Source organism: Novosphingobium mathurense (assembly GCF_900168325.1).
Classification (GTDB): domain Bacteria; phylum Pseudomonadota; class Alphaproteobacteria; order Sphingomonadales; family Sphingomonadaceae; genus Novosphingobium; species Novosphingobium mathurense.
Genome location: NZ_FVZE01000003.1, coordinates 23,481 through 44,078, shown reverse-complemented (window position 1 = coordinate 44,078; position 20,598 = coordinate 23,481). Strand labels below are relative to the sequence as shown.

At 60.0% G+C, this 20,598-nt stretch carries 14 protein-coding genes; 9 read left to right on the top strand and 5 right to left on the bottom strand.

Annotation, left to right across the window (positions count from 1 at the left end):
- Positions 1-29 precede the first annotated feature (29 nt).
- The 3 genes from B5483_RS11280 to B5483_RS11270 all read left to right on the top strand — a co-directional run bounded on the left by B5483_RS11280 (position 30) and on the right by B5483_RS11270 (position 3,060).
- The gene (locus B5483_RS11280; protein WP_255352250.1) at positions 30-509 is read left to right on the top strand and encodes an Lrp/AsnC family transcriptional regulator; all 480 of its coding nucleotides are present in this window, start codon (positions 30-32) and stop codon (positions 507-509) included.
- Between the two features lie 173 nt (positions 510-682).
- Entirely contained in the window at positions 683-1,729 is a 1,047-nt protein-coding gene (locus B5483_RS11275) for a phosphotransferase (protein WP_079730420.1), read from the top strand.
- On the top strand, positions 1,729-3,060 hold the full coding sequence (locus tag B5483_RS11270) for an aspartate aminotransferase family protein (RefSeq protein WP_217698203.1): 1,332 nt from the start codon (positions 1,729-1,731) through the stop codon (positions 3,058-3,060). The genes B5483_RS11275 and B5483_RS11270 overlap by 1 nt, the downstream gene beginning before the upstream one ends.
- A 111-nt stretch (positions 3,061-3,171) precedes the next feature.
- On the opposite strand, the gene B5483_RS11265 is transcribed toward B5483_RS11270, so the two are convergent.
- From B5483_RS11265 to B5483_RS11255, 3 genes are all read right to left on the bottom strand, one after another.
- The gene (locus B5483_RS11265; RefSeq protein WP_245829031.1) at positions 3,172-4,581 is read right to left on the bottom strand and encodes a mannitol dehydrogenase family protein; all 1,410 of its coding nucleotides are present in this window, start codon (positions 4,579-4,581) and stop codon (positions 3,172-3,174) included.
- The gene (gene uxaC / locus B5483_RS11260; RefSeq protein ID WP_079730419.1) at positions 4,578-5,978 is read right to left on the bottom strand and encodes a glucuronate isomerase; all 1,401 of its coding nucleotides are present in this window, start codon (positions 5,976-5,978) and stop codon (positions 4,578-4,580) included. The genes B5483_RS11265 and uxaC overlap by 4 nt, the downstream gene beginning before the upstream one ends.
- 61 nt (positions 5,979-6,039) lie before the next feature.
- Positions 6,040-6,363, bottom strand: a complete 324-nt coding sequence (locus B5483_RS11255; RefSeq protein WP_176168010.1) for a hypothetical protein — start codon at positions 6,361-6,363, stop codon at positions 6,040-6,042.
- Between B5483_RS11255 and manD the strand changes: the two genes are divergently transcribed.
- From manD to B5483_RS11235, 4 genes are all read left to right on the top strand, one after another.
- On the top strand, positions 6,293-7,501 hold the full coding sequence (manD, locus tag B5483_RS11250) for a D-mannonate dehydratase ManD (RefSeq protein WP_079730417.1): 1,209 nt from the start codon (positions 6,293-6,295) through the stop codon (positions 7,499-7,501). The genes B5483_RS11255 and manD overlap by 71 nt on opposite strands.
- Before the next feature lie 15 nt (positions 7,502-7,516).
- Positions 7,517-8,473, top strand: a complete 957-nt coding sequence (locus B5483_RS11245) for a sugar kinase (RefSeq protein WP_079730416.1) — start codon at positions 7,517-7,519, stop codon at positions 8,471-8,473.
- A 137-nt stretch (positions 8,474-8,610) separates the two neighbouring features.
- The gene (locus B5483_RS11240; RefSeq protein ID WP_245829028.1) at positions 8,611-11,220 is read left to right on the top strand and encodes a glycoside hydrolase family 2 TIM barrel-domain containing protein; all 2,610 of its coding nucleotides are present in this window, start codon (positions 8,611-8,613) and stop codon (positions 11,218-11,220) included.
- A gap of 26 nt (positions 11,221-11,246) precedes the next feature.
- The gene (locus B5483_RS11235; protein ID WP_079730414.1) at positions 11,247-12,530 is read left to right on the top strand and encodes an MFS transporter; all 1,284 of its coding nucleotides are present in this window, start codon (positions 11,247-11,249) and stop codon (positions 12,528-12,530) included.
- A 485-nt stretch (positions 12,531-13,015) separates the two neighbouring features.
- On the opposite strand, the gene B5483_RS11230 is transcribed toward B5483_RS11235, so the two are convergent.
- The gene (locus B5483_RS11230) at positions 13,016-14,515 is read right to left on the bottom strand and encodes a carboxylesterase/lipase family protein (RefSeq protein WP_245829025.1); all 1,500 of its coding nucleotides are present in this window, start codon (positions 14,513-14,515) and stop codon (positions 13,016-13,018) included.
- 217 nt (positions 14,516-14,732) lie between these two features.
- On the opposite strand from B5483_RS11230, the gene B5483_RS11225 reads away from it, so the two are divergent.
- Positions 14,733-16,331 (top strand): sulfatase-like hydrolase/transferase, encoded by a 1,599-nt coding sequence (locus B5483_RS11225; protein WP_079730413.1) that lies wholly within the window; start codon positions 14,733-14,735, stop codon positions 16,329-16,331.
- Between the two features lie 367 nt (positions 16,332-16,698).
- On the opposite strand, the gene B5483_RS11220 is transcribed toward B5483_RS11225, so the two are convergent.
- Complete coding sequence (locus tag B5483_RS11220) at positions 16,699-18,966, bottom strand: TonB-dependent receptor (RefSeq protein ID WP_245829022.1); 2,268 nt, start codon at positions 18,964-18,966, stop codon at positions 16,699-16,701.
- A gap of 537 nt (positions 18,967-19,503) precedes the next feature.
- Between B5483_RS11220 and B5483_RS11215 the strand changes: the two genes are divergently transcribed.
- Positions 19,504-20,253 carry a FadR/GntR family transcriptional regulator gene (locus B5483_RS11215; RefSeq protein ID WP_054944692.1) on the top strand — a complete coding sequence of 250 codons (750 nt, stop codon included), beginning with the start codon at positions 19,504-19,506 and terminating at the stop codon, positions 20,251-20,253.
- Positions 20,254-20,598 lie beyond the last annotated feature (345 nt).

Sequence of the window (20,598 nt, the reverse complement as noted above, 5' to 3'; positions counted from 1 at the left end):
CCCGACGCGCATCATCCAGGGAGGGGCCAGTGAGATTGGATCCGATTGATCTGCAGATCATGACCGAACTCGAGAAGAACGGTCGCATGACCAATTCGCGTCTTGCAGAAAAAGTGGGCCTTTCACCAAGTCCTTGCTTGGCGCGCGTCGGTCGGTTGGAGCGAGCCGGCTATATCGTCGGATACAGGGCTCGGCTCAATGTTGCCAAGATCGCCGAATTGGTGACTGTGTTCGTTGAGATCACGCTTCAGGACCGGAGCAGGTCGACTGTGTCGCGGTTCGAGCAGAAGCTGAAAACGATCGATGAGCTTTGCGAATGCGCGCGCGTTAGTGGTGACTGCGACTACATCCTCAAGTTCGTGACGCGGTCGGTGACGCACTATTCCGAAACGATTATGAAAATCGTCGAGGAGAGCGGGCTGGTCGATCGATATTTCAGTTACTTCGTCGTCCGCAGCTTCGATCTTGGTGAGCGGGGCTTTCTTGACCGCATCCAATTGGCCGATTGATTGCCAGTCGAAAAAATGTCCCGGCAGGCTTTGATCCTTGGCTGATCCCATCGGCTGACAGCACGAATTCAGCACATCTTAGGGTGCGTCTCGACCTAGTTACGGGTCAGTCAGCGAAAGCGCGGAAAGTCGGCCTGCTGACCGCTTCTTCGCTTAAAAACATAGGTAAAAAGATGCTCATTGATCCTACGCTCACGACCCAGCCGCCGCAACTCACGGTGGCCGATGCGGAATCATTGGCCCAGCGCATCTATGGACAAGACCTGAAAGCCCACGAACTCACCGGTGAGCGCGATCGCAATTTTCGGATGGATGCCGTAGATGGCAGCCAGTATCTTCTGAAGGTGTCCAATCCGGCTGAGTCCCCGGAAATCGTAAACCTCCAGACGTGCGTCCTCGATCATCTTCGCCGGACTGCACCGACGCTAAATGTGCCCCATCCGGTAAAAACTGTCGACGGCGTCTATGAAACGCCGATCGAGTTGGCGGATGGACGGGCAACGACCTTGCGCATGTTGACCTTCTTGCCGGGAATGCCGATCAGTTCATCCGTGCGTTCGACAACACAGCGTCAGGAGCTTGGGCGATGTCTTGCGCGGCTCGATCTGGCACTCCAAGGTTTCAGCCACCCGGCAGCCCAACACGATCTGCTGTGGAACGTTGCGTCGGCGCATCGTCTTAATGGCATGATCGAAAAGATATCCGATCCTGAGCGCCGCGCCCTGGTTCAGGAGTTCATGACGCACTACGAAGCGACCACACTGCCAAAGCTGGCTTCGCTTCGAGCGCAGGTCATCCATAACGATTTCAATCTTGGCAATGTCCTGGTCGATCCGGTCCAGAACGACGAGGTCGTCGCAGTCATCGATTTCGGCGACGTGGTCTATGGACCGCTCGTTGGCGAAATTGCGACCGCCGCCGCCTATCAGCTTGGCAATGGCGACGATCCCATGCGCAGCGCCGCAGAGATGATCGGCGCCTATCATGAGTTGCTCCCGCTGGGAAATGCGGAGCTGGAGGTCATCTTCGATCTCATTGTCGCTCGTTTGGTCGTCACCGTTCTGATCACGGAGTGGCGCGCCGAGCGCTATCCGGAAAACCGTTCCTACATCATGCGGAACAACGACCTCGCCTGGACGGGGTTGACGCATATAGCCAGCTTCTCTCGCAACGAGGGCAGCCAAAAGTTGCTGCAATTCTGCTCATCAGGAGTTCAATAATGACGATCGTGGATATGTCGTCCGTCAATGCATTCATCCCGGGGCGCGCCGAACTGACCGCGCATCAAGCCAGCATGATCGAGCAGCGTGATCGCCTGCTGGGTCCGGCCTATCGGCTTATGTATCAGAAGCCTCTTCATTTTGTACGAGGCGAGGGTGTTTGGCTCTATGATCCCGATGGCCGCCGCTATCTCGACACGTACAACAACGTCGTGTCGCTGGGCCACTGTCATCCCGACGTGGTCGAGGCGATAACGAAGCAGGTCGCGACGCTCTGCACGAATACGCGCTACCTGCACGAAACCATACTGGAACTTGCCGACGGACTGCTCTCAACCGTCAGCGGCGACCTATCGCACATGATGCTGACGTGCTCGGGAAGCGAAGCAAACGATCTTGCCTATCGCATCGCGAAGGTTCGCACCGGCGGCACTGGCATTATCATCACTGAGACAGCCTACCACGGCATCACGGACACCGTATCGCAGTTCTCGCCGACACTGGGCGAAGCCGTTCCTCTTGGCGCCCACGTCCGCACCGTAAAGGCTCCTGCTGCTTATCGAAGCGGTCCGAATGTAGCCGATCGTTTCCGGCGTGACGTCGAGGCGGCGATCGCCGATCTCAAGCGCCACGGCATAAAGCCTGCCATGCTGATCGTGGACTCCATTTTCACCAGCGACGGTATCCTGCCGGAAGAGCCAGGCTTCCTGAAGGGGGCAGTCGAAGCGATCCGTGACGCCGGCGGCATTTTCGTCGCCGATGAAGTCCAGCCCGGATTTGGTCGCACCGGCAACCATATGTGGGGCTTCCAGCGGCATGGAGTCGATCCCGATATTGTCACCCTGGGCAAGCCGATGGGTAACGGACAGCCAATCGCTGGCCTGCTGACGCGACACGATGTCGTAGAGAAATTCGGGAGAAGTTCGCGTTATTTCAATACGTTTGCGGGCAACACCGTGTCTTGCGCAGCAGCAGTAGCGGTGCTGCAAGTCATCCGGCGCGACAAGATCATGGACAACGCGCGAGAGGTCGGAGCCTATCTTCTGGAGAAGGTCTCAGCGCTTCGTTCACGCCATGAGTGCATGGGGCACGTCCGTGGAGCGGGACTCTTCGTCGCTGCAGACATCAACGCCGAGAAGGCAATGCAGATCAGCAGCGGTGCGCTCACCGCCAGCGTTGTGAATGCGATGCGGGATGACGGTGTCCTCATCAGCGCCTGTGGTGAGGATCACAATATCCTCAAGATCCGCCCGCCGCTGATTTTCACCAGGGACAATGTCGATCACTTCGTCGAAGTGCTGGACAAGGCGCTGGAGGCATCGACCAGGTAACTGTCTAACTGGTCCAAACATTGCGTCCGGCCGCCGCAAGCTTGCAACGGCGGCCGGGCTGAAAGATTGATGGTCCGATCAACAGGCGCAGGTGCCGGCGAACCAAGCGCTTCAAGAAATCCGAGCGATTGTCGGAGAGTCGCTGGCATCACCTAACCGATGCCTTACTTCGTCGTCCGAGATATTCCAGGTACCAGCCAAGAGACCTCGAGATCCGAATAGCGATAGCGCCAGGGCTGTGTTCGAACTGTCCTTTGCAAGCTCGGTCAGTCGTTCCGACAATGGATCTTCGACTTTGCCGTTTTGTCCGCGCAGGTGATCGAACCACGCCTTGAGCGATGCAATGAGTGAGGGGCAGGGACGATCCAGTTCACGATTGGCTTCAAGCGTTGCGAGCCAGCGTTGCGGGATCTTCTGACTGCCGTCCATGGCGATCTGGATTAGGCGGTGCTTGAGGGCAGAGTTGGCAAAGCGGTCGAGCAGCGAGGATGCATAAGCGGCCAGGTCCTGGCCAGGAGATGCGCAAATCGTCGGTGCGGCTTCATCCCGCATGAGCCTTTCGACAATTGGACGGAGGTTCGGATCATCGATCGCTTCATGAACGTATTCGTGCCCCGCTCGCAGGCCCAAATAGGCCAGCGCAGAGTGGGCACCGTTCAGCATGCGCAGTTTTGCCGTCTCGAACGATGACACATCCGCGACCAATTGCGCGCCGACGTTCTCCCAACGCGGGCGTCCGCTCGCAAAATCGTCTTCGATGACCCACTGACTGAATGGCTCCGTGAAGACGGCCGCGCGATCTTCCACGCCAATGCGGTCAGCAAGCTCCACTTTGTCGGTATCGGTGGAGGCAGGTACGATGCGGTCGACCATGGTCGAAGGGCAGCGGCATTCGTTATCGAACCAGGCAAGCAGATCAGGCGCCCGGGCTTCGAGATATTGGCGCATAAGGCGCTTCAATTGCCGGCCATTGTGCGAGAGATTGTCGCAGCTGAGCAGGGTAAGCCCCTCACCGCCTGTAGCATGGCGGATCCGCATGGCGGCGGTGAGATAGGGATAGAAGCTGGTAGCGTCCGCAAGTGCGAAATCGAGAGTGCCCTCCTGAGTCTGGCAATATCCCTTTTCGGTAACGGTGAATGTAACGATACGGGTTTGGGGCGATGCGAGTTGCCGGATCAATCGGTCGCTCTCGCCAGCCGCCAGGAGCACGTCTCGCACTGCGCCGACAAGGCGTGACTTCATGCTCGTTCCTGAGCGCTCGGTAACAGTGTAGAGGCCGTCCTGAGGATTCATTTCCAGCGAAACGCCGGCTGATCGCAGCGAGACACCAAGGATCATCCAGTCGCTGTCGCCGGCATCCATGGCCCTGTCAGTATACCAGGCTTGATGCGCACGGTGGAATGCGCCGATTCCGAAATGGACGATCCCTGTCGCCTGCGCATCCCGATCGTATCCGAAGCGATCCTCGACGCGAATATGCTGCAGCGTGGAGCGACAAGCTCTTTCTGGATGGAGGTTCACAGCTTGTAGGCCTTCTTGGCGAGATTGTAGGCAAGGTCCTGAGCCAGTTCAGCCGCCTCCCAGTCGTTCATGCGATGCTCCGCCACCAGTTCAGCGAGGAAGCCGCAATCCATGCGGCGGGCAAGATCGTGCCGGGCCGGTATGGAGAGAAAAGCGCGTGTATCGTCGTTGAAGCCGACGGTATTGTAGAAACCGGCCGTCTCCGTCGTCGCCTTGCGGAAGCGTCGCATGCCCTCTGGGCTGTCGTGGAACCACCAGGCCGGGCCCAGTCGCAGGCACGGATAATGTCCTGCCAGAGGTGCCAGTTCGCGCGAATAGACGCTTTCGTCCAGGGTGAAGACGATAAGCGTGAAGTCCGACCGGTTGCCGAAGCGGTCGAGAAGGGGTTTGAGGGCGGACACGTACTCGGTACGCGAAGGAATGTCCGCACCCTTGTCCCGTCCGAAACCCTCGAATAGGGCTCGATTGTGATTGCGATAGGCCCCGGGGTGGAGTTGCATGACGAGCCCGTCTTCCACGCTCATGGCCGCCATCTCGGTTAACATCTGTGCGCGGAAGAGCTCGGCGTCTGCCGGACTGCAGTCCTTCCTTGTAACGCGCGCAAACAGGGCTTGCGCTTCATCAGCCGACAGGTCAGCGGTTTGTGCAGTCGGATGTCCATGATCGGTGCTCGTCGCGCCCATTTTCGCAAAGAATGCCCGGCGCTTGCGGTGCGCAGCGAGATATCCTGTCCAGGAATGGCAATCCTCATCGGTCAGTTCCGACAACTTGGCCAGGTTGTCGTGAAAGCCTTCGAACTGAGGATCGACGACGGGGTCGGGACGATAGGCGGTGATGACGCGCCCAGACCAGCCCGAATCGCGAATGGCCTGATGGTGTTCGAGCCGATCTAGCGGCCCTTCCGTGGTCGCGATGACTTCGATGTTGAAACGTTCGAAAAGCGCCCGGGGCCGAAAGGCATCCGTGGCCAGTTTGGCGGTGATCGTGTCGAAGTACAGATCGCTGGTCCGCGCATCGAGGATCACGTCGATGTCGAATGCTTCTGCGAAGACCCAGTCAAGCCATATGCGCGAAGGCGTCCCACGGAACAGGTGGTATCGTTCAGCAAAGAGACGCCAGGCCTCGCGCGGATCGGCATCAGACTTGCCAATGCCAAGATCTTGCAGGCCCACACCTTGTGAATAGAGCATCCGGAACACGTAGTGATCAGGGGCAAGGAGCAGATCCGTGGCGTTGCCAAAAGCCTCATTCGCGGCAAACCAGCGTGGGTCCGTATGCCCGTGTGGGCTGATAATCGGCAGTGAAGCGATGCTTTGATAAAGCTCTCGGGCGATTGCGCGAGTGGACGGATCGGCAGGCAGCAACCGGTCGGGATGCAATTCGAGTGTTCTGGTCATGTCATTCACCGTACAAATGGTGCATCAATGTGGCGGTATGTCATTGCCTGGCGCGCTCTATTCATGCCTGTCCTTCGTTCGCCATAAATGGGTTTTCCAGTGTGGCAATGAAGCCGTTGAGAGTGGGGCCGCCCAGGCTCAATGCAACATGAGGAATCATGAGGTGGCTTCCCTGAAGGGGACGATCCTGGATTTCGCCCATATCGCCATCTCGAATATTGGTCAAACCAGTTATAATCCTATTGACAGACCAATGTGTCGATGTCAAGAAATCGGGTTCATACCAGTCTACCGTGCCGAGGGAAGTGGCCATCATGAGAATTGAGTCTGCCAGGGTAATAGTGACGTGCCCGGGACGGAACTTCGTTACGCTTAAGATATTCACGGACCAAGGCGTTTACGGAATCGGGGACGGCACCCTCAATGGACGTGAGACTGCTGTCGTTGCGTATCTCGAGGATCACGTCATTCCATGCCTGATCGGCATGGATCCACGCAGGATCGAGGATATCTGGCAATACCTGTACCGCGGAGCATACTGGCGACGCGGGCCGGTTACCATGCGGGCGATTGCGGCGGTCGACATGGCGCTATGGGATATCAAGGCCAAGATGGCCGGGATGCCTCTGTATCAACTGCTGGGCGGGCGCAGTCGCGATGGCGTGATGGTCTATGGTCATGCCAATGGTTCCGATATTGGTGAGACAGTTGAGGCGGTCGGCCACTATATCGACATGGGCTACAAGGCGATACGCGCGCAAACCGGAGTTCCCGGCATCAAGGATGCCTATGGGGTCGGCCGCGGGAAGCTCTACTACGAACCGGCCGACGCAGCGCTTCCGTCGGTGACCGGCTGGGATACGCGCAAGGCGTTGAACTATGTGCCCAAGCTCTTCGAGGAGCTGCGCAAGACTTACGGCTTCGATCACCATCTGCTGCACGACGGTCATCACCGTTATACGCCGCAGGAGGCGGCCAATCTTGGCAAGATGCTGGAGCCTTACCAGCTTTTCTGGCTGGAAGATTGCACTCCGGCCGAGAACCAGGAAGCCTTCAAGCTCGTCCGTCAGCATACCGTTACCCCACTGGCCGTGGGAGAGATCTTCAATACGATCTGGGATGCCAAGGACCTCATCCAGAACCAGCTCATCGATTATATCCGTACGACGGTAGTCGGGGCAGGCGGGATCACGCACTTGCGTCGGATCGCAGACCTGGCATCTCTTTACCAGATCCGCACCGGCTGCCACGGTGCCACCGACCTGTCGCCGGTTACCATGGGATGTGCGCTGCATTTCGACACCTGGGTCCCCAACTTCGGCATCCAGGAGTACATGCGCCACACCGAGGAAACGGACGAGGTCTTCCCGCACGATTACCGTTTCGACAAGGGCGAACTGTTTGTCGGCGAAACCCCGGGGCATGGCGTGGACATCGACGAGGAACTCGCCGCGAAGTATCCCTACAAGCCAGCTTACCTGCCGGTCGCACGGCTGGAGGATGGCACGATGTGGAACTGGTAAGGTCGCTGGTCGGGAATGACTGAAGTGCGCAGGATCGTCTGCCTCGGCGAATGCATGCTGGAACTCTCGCGCAATCCGGGAGGAGGAGACGGCTGGCGCATGGGATTTGGGGGGGACACTCTCAACACGGCTGTGCATCTGGCACGGTCCGGGCATCGGGTGTCCTACATGACTGCACTGGGCAGTTGTCCGTTCAGTGAGGACCTGCGTCGTGCCTGGGAGAGCGAAGGGATCGATTGCGGCCTTGTCGTGACCCACCCTACGCGTCGGCCCGGGATCTACGCGATCTCGACCAACGATGAAGGTGAGCGCAGCTTCACCTATTGGCGAGACAGCAGCGCAGCGCGGGCCATGTTCGAGATTTCCGAGATCGAAGAGGCAATCGCCAAGGCCGAAGCTGCCGATCTTTTCTATTTCTCGCTGATCTCGATGGCGATCCTTCCGCCACAGGGCCGCAGGGACCTGATTCTTCTGGCGAAGGCGGTGCGAGAGAAGGGGGGGCTTGTTGCTTTCGACAGCAACTATCGGCCCGTCCTTTGGGAATCGCGCTATGCCGCGCAGTACTGGCGTGACCAGGCCATTGCGCTCGCCAATATCGGGCTGCCGACGTTCGACGACGAGGCAGAGCTGTGTTCTGCGCGAGACGAAGGTGAAGTGGCCGTGCATTGGCAAGGGCTCGGCTGCGAAGAAGTGATCGTGAAGTTGGGCGCGCGGGGATGCCTTTTGCCCGATGGGAATTCCTGTCCGGTGCCCAAGACGGTGTCGCCTGTCGACACGAGCGGTGCAGGGGATGCCTTCAATGCCGGCTATCTGGCTGCGCGCATCGGCGGTGGATCTGTGCTCGATGCCGCGTTGGCTGGCCATGCACTCGCCGGCTGGTGTGTCATGCATCCTGGGGCGATTCCGCAGTTTCATCAATCGGCGCCATATGGGCGCAACGAGCCGAATCCCCCGGTAGCGGTGCCGCAGTAACCCCCCGATCCAGCGGGACCGGATCGCACTGCCTGTACGAGAGAAACGAGACGAGGGAGATGGTCTTGATTAAACACGATAGCCTGGCCTGGATGGCCCTTGCCGGAGCCTGCCTGTTTCCTTCGACAACACCGGCGGTGGCTGCGTCTCCAGCGCAGCAAGCCCAAGGCAATCGTACTGTCGTCGAACTCGGGGACGGATGGCGCTTTCGCAAGGGAGACATTCCCGCACAATCGCCCGAGTTTGACGATCGAGACTGGTCGAATGTCACGGTTCCGCACACATGGAACAGGGTGGGCGATTATGATGCCGCCGCCCATGTGGCCGGTTCCTCGGGCCGTCAGCTCGACAAGTATATGGGCGTGGCGTGGTATCGCCTCTCCTTTGTTCCTCCGGCGGCAGGACCCGACAAGAGAATTTGGCTCGAATTTGATGCGGCAAGCCGCACAGCCGAAGTGTGGCTCAACGGCAAGCGATTGGGTGCTCATGCCGGCGGGTTCTCGCGTTTCCGCTTCGATGCTACCGATGCGATCGACAAGGGAGGCCGCAATTATCTGGCGGTCCGGGTAGACAATAGTGAGCCTCAGTCGGGCAATGCGACCGCGGATACACTCCCACTGGCAGGGGATTTCTTCGTCCAGGGCGGTCTCTATCGGCCCGTGCGGTTGATTGTTACCGATGCTGCGCACTTTAGCATGGACGATTTTGGCGGACCCGGGATCTATGCCCGGACGAAGAGCATCGCGTCCCGCACGGCTACGGTCTCCGTGGTGGCCAAACTTGCCAGTGAGCGTACGGGGCCGCTGCAAGGCAGTGTCGTGACGCGGCTCGTTGCCACGGACGGCAAGATTGCCGCTCGCTCGGTTTCACCGATCCTTTTGCAAAGCGGTGGAAGGGTAGAGGTCTCCCAGGAACTCACGGTGCCCGATGCGCACCTTTGGCAGGGGACGAAAGACCCCTATCTCTATTCGCTGGAGACCGAACTGCGCGATGGCAAGGGACGGTTGCTTGACCGTACCGAACAGCCCCTTGGGATCCGGCAGTTCCGGATCGATCCTGACAAGGGCTTCTTCATAAATGGAGAGCACGTGGCGCTCCACGGCGTGGGGCTCCACCAGGACAGCATGGAAGCCGGCTGGGCGATGACAAAATCGCAGATTGCCGATCGTATTGCGACCATACGCGACATGGGCGCGAACACCATCAGGCTGACGCACTATCAGCATGGCGAGCCCATTCATGACCTTGCAGATCGATATGGCCTCGTTCTCTGGGACGAGATCGCGCTTGTCACGGCCTGGACGCTGGACAAGGCGCAGGGCGCCGCGCCGCCCGAGATCATGGCTCAGGCCCGGCAGCAATTGGTCGAACTGATCCGCCAGAATTACAACCATCCCTCGGTCGCACTCTGGGGCATCGCCAACGAAGTCGATTTCGGGCCGATGCGCCCGGATTTTCTCGGCCGTGGTCTGAAGGTAAGTCCGAGCGACCCCACCCCGATGCTGGAAGAGCTCGCGGCCATTGTGCGCAATGAAGACCCGGATCGCGCCTCGACCCTTGCCACGTGCTGTGAAGACCGTGGAATGCCGGATGTGCCGATAGTCGCCAATGCCGTTCCAGTCTCAGGGGGCAACCGTTATTTCGGATGGTACTACGGCAAGCCCGAGGAAGTGGGGCCGCATTTCGATGCCTTGCATGCAAAACGGCCCTCGCAGCCTCAGGCGATCACGGAATACGGGGCGGGTGGAGCGCTTTCGATCCATACGGATAACCCGCTTGGTGGCCCCTTCGACATGGGTGGGCACGACCAGCCGGAGGAATACCAATCCTGGTTGCATGAGAAAACTTGGCCGATCCTGGAGAAGCGACCGTACCTGTTCGCCAGTTGGCTGTGGAACGCATTCGATTTCGCGACGGTCACCCGAACGGAAGGAGATGCCAAGGACATCAACACCAAGGGTCTGGTCAGCTATGATGGACGAACCCGCAAGGACGCGTTCTATTACTACCGCGCGCACTGGTCAGGCCAGCCCACCGTTCATGTGAATGGCCGCCGCTACGTTCAGCGGGCCTATCCCACGACCGACATCAGCGTCTACAGCAACGCCCCTCGCACCAAGCTGTTCCTGAACGGCAAGGAGCTGGGTGAGCAGGGCGAGTGCGACAACCTGGTCTGTGTCTGGTCCGACGTGCGGCTGAGTGCAGGCACGAACCGGGTCGAGGCAGTGGGAAGCTTTGCCGACAAGGACGTGCGCGATGCCGTTACCTGGAACCTCGATGCTTCGAGAGCCAGCGGCTATTATATCGATAGCGGCGCGCTTGTCGCTGCAAGGGGTTACGGATCGGATACGTTCTTCAAGGGTGGAAGCGCCGGGTCGACCGACCAGCATCCGCGTGGACGACCTGCTGTTCTGGCACCCATAGTGCCCGATGAGGAGCATGCGCAGCTTGCCACGTTCCGAGAAGGCGACTTCAGTTATCGTCTCCCGGTCGAACCGGGCCGCTACAGCATAACGCTGCGTTTCGTTGAGCCCAGGGTTGCTCCGGGGGAGCGCGTCTTCGATGTGAAAGCCAACGGAAAGACCGTTCTTGCCGGCTTGGATGTGGCCAGGGAAGCAGGGGCGCCATCCACGCTGGTTGCTCGCACGGTCACGGTGGATGTCACTGGAAACGCGCTCGATCTGCAGTTCGTGCCACGCAAGGGCGATGCAATCGTCTCGACCATTGAAGTGCGCCCAAGCGCCTAATTCTCTGGCATTGGAAGTAGGAAATCATGGCCATCTTCAAGGGTAAGCTGCGCTGGTGGATGATCGGGCTGGTCACGCTGGGTACGATCATGAATTATCTGGCGCGCTCCACGCTCTCCGTCGCAGCGCCGACGCTCAAAGATGAGTTCGGCATGACGACGGAGCAGTATAGCTGGGTCGTGCTGGCGTTCCAGGCGAGCTATACCGCCATGCAGACAGTGGCTGGGGCCTTGCTGGACTCACTGGGAACACGGCTTGGCTTCTTCATCTTCGCGATGGGGTGGGCTCTGGCCAATATGGGGCATGCCTTAGCCACAGGCTGGCCGAGTCTGGCGGCATTCCGCGCAGCACTTGGCGCCACTGAAGCCGCAGCCATTCCTGCAGGGGCGAAAGTGACTTCCGAATGGTTTCCCGCGCACCAGCGCCCACTGGCAACCAGCTGCTTCCAGATGGGCACAAGCGTGGGTTCGATGCTGGCGCCACCGCTTGTCGCCTTTTGCATCCTGTGGTGGGGTTGGCAGGAAGCGTTCCTGATTACCGGCGGTCTCAGCGTCGCATGGGCCTTGTTGTGGTGGTTCGGTTACCGCAAGCCGGAAGACCATCCCGCGATAACGCCCGGTGAGCTGGAAGAGCTGAAGAAGAACGAACAGGGCATCGAGGGAGAAGTGCGTCCGGCAACGCGCGGTGCAGTTCTCCGAAGCCGCGGTTTCTGGGCAATCGCCGTACCGAGGTTTCTGGCCGAACCGGCATGGCAGACCTTCAATTTCTTCATCCCGCTCTATCTCGTCTCGGTCTGGGGGTTGAACTTGCGCGATATCGCGCTCTGGGCTTGGCTTCCCTTCTTGGCAGCCGACTTCGGTTCACTGGCCGCCGGTATTCTGCCCAATGCGCTGATGCGGCGTGGGGCGGGAATGATTGCGTCGCGCAAGGTGACGATGACCGTCGGCGCCCTGTGTATGATCGGGCCGGCCTGCATTGGTCTCGCCGGTTCCCCGGGGCTTGCGATCGCTCTCTTCTGCGTCGGCGGCTTCGCCCACCAGATGTTGAACGGTGCGCTCATCACCTTGTGCGCGGATATATTCGACACGCGAGCTGTGGGAACCGCCAGCGGCATGGCCGGTTCCATCGCCTGGATCGGGGGCATGCTGTTCACCTTCCTCATTGGCCAGAGCGCCGACCAGTTCGGGTACGCCCCCCTGTTCGTAGCGCTCGGTTGCCTGGACCTGGTAGGGGCGTGCGTCCTCTGGGGCCTTCTGCGGTCTTCTCCGAAGTCCCCGGACGGTTCGAACGGAAGGGCCGAACTGGGCTGAGCCACGTATGGCAGATTAGGCTGCGCGGAGCGCGATCAAAGGGAGCGGCTCAGATTGGACGCAGCTGTCGCTTCGAGCGCTCCTGCGGATCTGTCGATGGCGGTTGCACAGTCCATATGACCGGCTCGCGTTGCCCCTCGCAAACTATCAGTCGGCAAACGTGGGTATGCCTTATACGATCGGGCGTCAAAGGACTGCGGACAGCCGATTCGGCTTCCAGGCAAGTGCGTCTGCCGCGTCGTCCGGATCGCTATCGGGGCCGGCGTCGACCGCCTTGGGGAGCTAAGGCGACACCGTCAGCGCAGAACGTCCCGACACACGGGGCCGGCGCCCTTCGGGGCAATCGGCTTCATCTTACAGGACTTGCCACGTGGCAAGCGCCGGTATCCTTCTCCAGCGGGGCGTGCGCCCGAGGCCGCGATAAGCCCGCGGGCAAGCGTCACCGATGCACTGTCCCGACCTGCCCATGGCTGGCCCAAGCAGCTTCAAGGGTTGGAAATGGTGTTGCTGGTGTCGAAGAAAAGCAGTCGCTCTCTGGCCGGCCACGGCGCCGGACGCAGATCGTCCGCAATCATCGTTAGCCGGGGCATGCCTGCATCGAATTGGGGGAAAACAGCGCCGGGTGCGTTCGGTGATCCGGTCCGCGCAAAGGCGATCAGGGCCGTGACCATCTTTTCGCCGATTTGCCGGTCCTTCGCGGTCCAGTCGCGGGTATGGCGGTAGCGATTGAAACTGTCGAGCGTGCCGAGCCAGAAGGGAACTTCCGAGGTATGATAGGCGCCGGCGCTGGCCGGATCGAGGTCCGAGAATACAACGCCAGGCGCAAAGGAATGGGGGCGGGCGAACTCATACGCGAATACCGGCGCATGACCGTGCGCCTTCTGCAGGGATGCCCACGCGAACATGCCCAGTGCAACCGTATTGTCGCGGTCTGCGAGCCGGGACTGTGCTTTCGCCTCGGCGTCGTTCGTAGCCCGATAAAGCTCGAGAAACTTCGTCGCGCGGTCGCCGTATTGTGCCTGCGCCTTGGCCATGTATTCGGTTAGTCCCTCTACCGGCCCCATGCCGCCGAGCGCTTCATCGCGCGTGAAGCCGAGCATCAGGGGGACGTCGGCCTGCTGACCGCGCTTGAAGATCTCGGTGATCGGCGCGGGGAGGACATATCCGTCGATCGCGGGGCCAGTGCTGGGCCCCCCGGGCACCCGCGGCACGACGAGGCGATCAGCGGGCATTGCCCGCAACTGTAACAGGTTGGCCGCCTTCCAGACCCCCTCGAGCTTGCTTCCCGCTTCTTCGGCCTCGGCGAGTGACGGCATGGTGATCGCTCCTGCGATCATCGCCCCGCTCATACCGACTGCACGCTGGAACAGTCCCTTGGCCAGCGGGCTGGCCTGAAGCGTGAGTACGGACATCGAACCCGCCGATTGGCCGACGATCATGATGTTGTCTGGATCACCGCCGAATTCCGATATGTTGCGCTTGATCCACTGAAGCGCGGCGATCTGGTCAAGAAGGCCATAGTTTCCCGATGCGCCGTGCGCGGACTCAGCGCTGAGTTCGGGAAGGGCAAGGAAGCCGAGCGGTCCTACGCGGTAATTGAGGTTGACGAAAACCGCTCCGTGCTCAGCGATGGTTTCGCCATCGTAGATCGGAAAGCTCCCGGCACCGGTGTAGAATGCCCCGCCATGAATGTAGACAATGACCGGTGCTTTTTTGGTCCCGGGTTTGGTCCACACGTTGAGATAAAGGCAGTCCTCGGACATCGTTTCCGCACCGGCATACGAGTTCGCTGTTGCATTGCGCAGGGGTTGGAAGCACTGGGGACCGAATTCCGCAGCCGATCGAATGCCTGACCAGACAGGAGCGGGCTGGGGCGCGCGCCAGCGCAAGTCACGCACCGGCGCTGCTGCATAGGGTATGCCCAGATACGTGCGAATGCCTGACGGGCGGTCCTTGCCGGACAGCGCGCCGCTCTGTGTGCGCACGATCGCTGCAGGCGCCGGGTCGATTGCAGGTTTGGCCGAGACGGCAGTGGACCCTAAGATTAGCCCTGCGAGAATTGTGGCGAGGTGTCTGGCGCGCATCGCATGGGTCTCCAACCTGAGCATTACGACCCGGAAATTTCGTCGTTCGCTATTGACTCTAGCGCACATCTGCCCAGATTGGCCAGGCCAAAAATCTGATATTGGATTGGAAGAGAGAATGTCGGCACGCAAGGTCGACCGTCGGTCGGTCATTCGCGATGGGATTGCTGGGATCGCGGGCGCATCTGCGATCTTCGGTGCCCCCAAGGTGCTGGCTCAGGCAGTACGCCCGACCGCCGGATCGCGCCCCAATCTGATCCTGTTCATGACGGACGAATGCCGGGCTGACGCCCTGTCGAGCTATGGCAACCCGGTCTGCAAGACGCCCAATTTCGATCTCCTTGCACGACAGGGGACACGCTTTGCGGACTGTCATGTCCAGTACCCGGTCTGCGGTGCTTCGCGATGCAGCCTCTTGACCGGGCTGCCCGTGGCCAACACCGGGCATCGTAGCCTCTACTACTTCATCAGGCCCGATGAACCGAACATGCTGCGCTATCTCAAGGAATCGGGTTACGACACATATCTGATCGGCAAGAATGACGCCTTGGCGGAGGCAAGCTTCCCGCTGAGTCTGACGAACTGGCTGGATTTTCCGTGGCAAGGCGGGGGAGGGAATACTCCGTTCGATCTTGATGCCCCGAATACGATGCTCATCGATGCCAAGCCCGATCCACGCCAGACGAACGATTACAGGTTGTTGCAGTCGGCCCTAAAGATTCTGGAGCGGCGTGAGCAGGAGCGGCCATTCTGCATTTTCCTGGCGATCGGTTCGCCGCACCCGCCTTACTTTGCGCCTCAGGGCTTTGCCGACATGTACAAGCCCGGTGACCTACCCGATCTGGCTCCTCCCGGGCTGGCGAAAAAGCCGGAGTATCAGGAAGCCGTCAGGAAGGCCTATCACCTCGACGAAGTTGGCGATGCTGTGTTCCGGCGTGTGCGTGCCACTTATTACGGGCAGGTGAGCTATGCCGATTGGCTGCTTGGGCAATTGATGGAAGCACTCGAACGAACCGGGCGCGCCAGTGATACCGTTCTCGTCGCAAGTTCGGATCATGGCGATTACGCAGGGGACTACGGAATGGTCGAGAAGTGGCCTGGCGGGCTGGAAAGCTGCCTGACGCGGGTGCCACTGGTGATCCGCATGCCGGGCGGTGCGCAAGGTCATGTCGTTCCCGAGATGACCGAGCTGTTCGACATCATGCCGACCTTCCTCGATCTTGGCGCGGTGAAGCCGAAGCAGGCGATCTTCGCCCGCAGCCTGCTGCCCCAACTCGGCGGAGCTGCAGGGGATCCCGAACGCGCTGCTTTCACCGAATCCGGCTACGACATCTTCGAGCCGCAAGCATTCGAGCCCCGGATGGAAGGGCCGCCGAATCTCTACACGGCCAAGCACGAAGTCCAGAACGACTTCCCACAGACCGTTACGCGCGCGGCGGCGATCACCACTCCGGCCTACAAGCTCATTTCGCGCCCGAAAGGCCAATCCGAGCTTTACGACCGCAAGAAGGATCCCGCGGAGCTCGTTAACCTGATCGATGATCGCCGATATGCCGGGACGCGCGACGCGCTCACGCGCAGGCTGTTGGATCGGTATATATCGACCACCGGCGTTCCGCCCATTGAACGGGATTCACGCGAGGTCCCGCCTGATCCACCGATGCCGAAATTCGGTAACGGCGCTTCTCCTTCCGCGGCACACCCCCCGCAGACGTAACGTTATCGCTTGTGGGGCCGCCTAGGTCGACGACATGAGAACCCGGGCCGTTATCCGTAATGACGGACTGAAGTCGGACAATTTCCGGTCTGTCGCGCCGCCAGGTTCATTGTGCCAACGGCTATTGCTGCGCTGCTTCCATTGGAATGGAACGTGCGGGCCATTTGGCTGGTGCGATCGCCATCGCGGTTGGGGCGAGGCAGTGCCGATCACAGGACACAGCCTCTTTCAGAACGAATTTTTGCCAGCATTGTGCGTGAAGACCCGCGGCGCGCTGGAGCCGCTGGCCAAGGCCCGGCCTATTGCATAAGAAAAGGGGCCGGCGCGATTGCGCCGACCCCGGGGACTTTCAGGTTGCCGGACGGCGTTAGCGGTCGCCGCCAAATCCGAAGCGCAACTTGATGCCGACATAGCGGCTGTAATTGCGGGGCACCTGCTGCACGATCGCCGTGCCGGTATAGCCATTGTCCGAATAGTCGGTCAGCACCGCGGCATAGGACTTGTCGAACAGGTTGTTGACGAACAGCGAGACTTCCCAGTTGCGGTTCTCGGTTTCGCGCAGGCCGATGGTGGCATTGGCGATGCCGTAAGCTTTTTGCACGGTCAGCGGGTTGCCGTCGAGCGCGAAGTTCACGTCGTCCTGCCAGACATAGTTGGCCGAAGTGAAGACGCTGATGGGCGAATTGCCCAGCGGCGTTTCGAAGTTGCCGCCGATGTTGTACTTGAACTTCGGCGAGTTGGCCAAGCCGGCGCCGGCAAGATCCTGCGAACCGCCGACGCAGCCTTGAGCAGCCGTCTGGCCCGGATAGCAGGTCGCGTTCGGGAACTTGCGGATCTTCGCATCGACATAGGCTGCCGATGCAAAAAGCGAGAGGCCGTCCACGGGGCGCAACGTTCCTTCGAACTCGATACCCTTGGTGCGCAACTTGCCGACATTGCGAAGAACCGGCTGGATTGCGCCTCCCACGAATTCGACATTCTGGGCCTGGAAGTCGTCGTAATCGGTCCAGAAGCCGGTGAGGCCGAACGAGCCGCGATTATCCCAGAACCGGCCCTTTACGCCGACTTCGTAAGCAACCGAGTTTTCCGGCTTCACCAGGTTGTCGATGCGCGACTGGTTGAACCCGGACGAGATGTCGTAGGCCTGACCCTTGTAACCGGTCGCAATCGAGGCATAGGTCATCAGTTCGTCGGTGATGAAGTGCTGCAATGACGCTTTACCCGTGACGGCGGTATCTTTCGCCTGCCCCTCGTAGACAATCGGGGTGGCCGGGATGTTGTCGCGGTAGAAGACACCTACCTTCTCGTTGTTGATGCGTCCGCCGACGGTCAGTTTGGTCTGTTCCGAGAGATCGTAGCCGAGCTGCGCGAAGGCCGCCAGCGTCCGCGTCGAAGCGGTCGAATCCCAGTTGCGGCGCAGGAAAGTCAGGAACGAAGCGGTATCGCGCGCGAACTGGCGATCCGTCTCGCCGTCCGCGTAATAGAGACCCACAAGGTAGTCGAACGAACCGGTATCGGCCGAAGTCAGGCGCAGTTCCTGCGCGTACTGCTTCGCATGGTACGGGCCGCCCTGGCGGATGACGAATGATGGGGTGAAGTCGAGGTCCGTCGTGGTGTCCAGCTTCCAGTCCTGGTAACTGCTGATCGAGGTCAGCGAAGCAAAACCGAGATCGAGTCCGATCTTGGCCGATGCCATCCACTGTTCCGTATTCGAAAGCTGGTCATCGTTCACCGTGACTTCGGTGTTGGCCATGCCGGGGACGACCCCGCCCAAATTAATCGGGCGACCGTTCTGAAGAGTGCCGGGAGCGACGTAGTAGTAGGTCGGCTGGTTGCCGCTCGACTTGGTGTTGCTGTAGTCACCGATCAGCTGGACAGACAGAATGCCGCTGTCGTAGTTGACCTTGCCGCGGAAACCGTAGCTTTCCTCGCCGTTGAGCCAGGAGTTGTTGGTCAGGTTGCGAATATAGCCCTTGCGATCGCCGTAGAAGGCGTTGACGCGGAAGCCTGCGCTGTCACCGATGGGACCGGACAGGTTGCCGTTCACGCGCACTTCGTTGTCGTCGGTCATCAAGCCTTCGACAAAGCCACTCAACGTGCTCGTCGGATCCTTGGTCACGATGTTGATCACGCCAGCTGAAGCGTTCTTGCCGAATAGCGAATCCTGCGGTCCGCGCAGCACTTCGATACGGGCAATGTCATTGAGCTTGCCGAATGCCTGACCCTGCTGAAGCAGGGCGACGTCATCCACAACGATCGAAACCGACGGCTCGACGCTGGTGGAGAACGACAGCGTGCCGACGCCGCGCAGCGACACGGTCGACGAAGCCGAGTTGCCCGCGCTGGCCACCGTAACCGACGGGGCGACATTGGTGATGTCGGTGAAATCCTTGACCTGCGCCGCATCGAGCGTCTTTTCGCTGATTGCCGAGACGGCGGCCGGGACTTGAAGAATGTCTTGCGTGCGCTTTTGTGCGGTGACGATGATGACGCCGGCATCCTGGGCCACATCGGCTGCATCAGCCGAATTCAAGTCCTGCGCGAGCGCGGGTGCGGCGACCAGTAATCCAGCCAGTGAGCCGGCCACGATGGCGTGACGCCCAGTTGTCACGCCAAGAATTGCAGAATGCCTCACGAACTCATCTCCCTAAGAACCTTGATACGGTTGACTAGCCGATTAGATTGTTTTGGTAAGACCAGTCAAGCCACTTGGTTTACCGTTGCGTTGAAAATCGCCAGATCGTTCACTGACGTCCCATCCTGCAGGCATTTCAAGCTCGCAAAGGGTGCGTTCTGCTAGCCTAAGGGAAGGTTCGAGGACCTGCGTAAATCCGTGCTTGCCGACAAAGACGGAGATGGCGACTTACTTGGTTGCAATAATCTTCGTTCTGAAGCCCATCGATGTGCCGTCGACCGATGCGGACGCGCGCACGAAGCTGGAGGCTTGCCTCAAGTATGCACCCATTTCGCGTAGCGCCGTCCATTCCTTTTGTGCATAGGTGGGGCGCGGTTTTCGGGGTCATGCCATTGAGGCTCCGGCAGATGGCGATGTCGCAGGCATACGTTATATGCGGTGCCTGCTCGCAAATATCTGCAAAGGTCCCTATGTTGGATTGACCTTGTTTTATTGGTCTGTCATAATTCTTCAATTGGTAAGGAAGACGAAAAAGCGATGTCGGACGGTGTGAAAGAGCGACTCTATCAGGATCTTGCTCGCGAACTACTCGTCGATCTGGCGCAAGGGAAATACCGCGTCGGTGACCGTCTTCCTGCCGAGCGAGAGCTGTCTGCGCTCCACAACGTCAGTCGTCCCACTGTGCGCGAGGCGATCATCGCGCTCGAGGTTCAGGGTCTGGTCGAAGTGCGGGTAGGTTCGGGCGCATATGTGGTGCGGCTGCCGGGCGACGAAGAGAAGCCAGGTTTCAATATCTCCGCTTTCGAACTTACCGAAGCCCGGCTGTTGGTCGAAGCCGAATGCGCCGCGCTCGCCGCCGCTCAGATCACCGATGAGGAACTTGCCGGGCTTGAGCGACTGGTGGAGGAGATTGCGCGGGAAAACCTGGATCCCAAAGGCACTGAAAGGGCCGATCGTCAATTCCATGTCGCGATCGCAGCGGCTACTCGCAATGCAGCGCTGATCGAGATCGTGGAACGCTTGTGGAATTTGCGGGCCACGTCGCCCGAAGCCTCGCTGCTTCACGAAAAGGCCCGCAGCGCCAACATCAAGCCTGTCGTCGATGAGCACACTGCCGTGCTCGATGCACTGCGTGCCCGCGATCCCCGCGCAGCGCGGGCGTCGATGCGCGCGCATCTTTCCACTGTACTCGACAGCCTGCTATTCGCGACAGAAGAGCGCGCGGTCGAGGAAGCGCGCCGTGCCGTTGCCGCCAAGCGCGAACGTTATGCAAGGGCGACATCGTGATTCCCTCTAACTCCTGACGCTACCCCCATGCAGGCCGATCCTGTGATCCGCGCAATCGTGCGCTAAACTTTGTGCCGAAGCGACCTGCTCGCTGATAGTCAGGTCCGGCTTCCCTCGGATCCTCGCTGGCGGGCATCACGACCGAGCAGCCTTCCTGAGGCGCCGGCCTTGGAGCGGCTGAGCGGCTAGAGTTGAACGCGCACAGTGGTACCTATCCAGATGGGGGCGAACATTCCCCCCCCAACTACGGACGGTGAGGGCAGCATTGATCTGCAGTTGAGGCCGATTTGGCAGTTCATGCCCGCAATGGCCGGACCAATATGCCGGGCTAAGGCCAGCTATCCG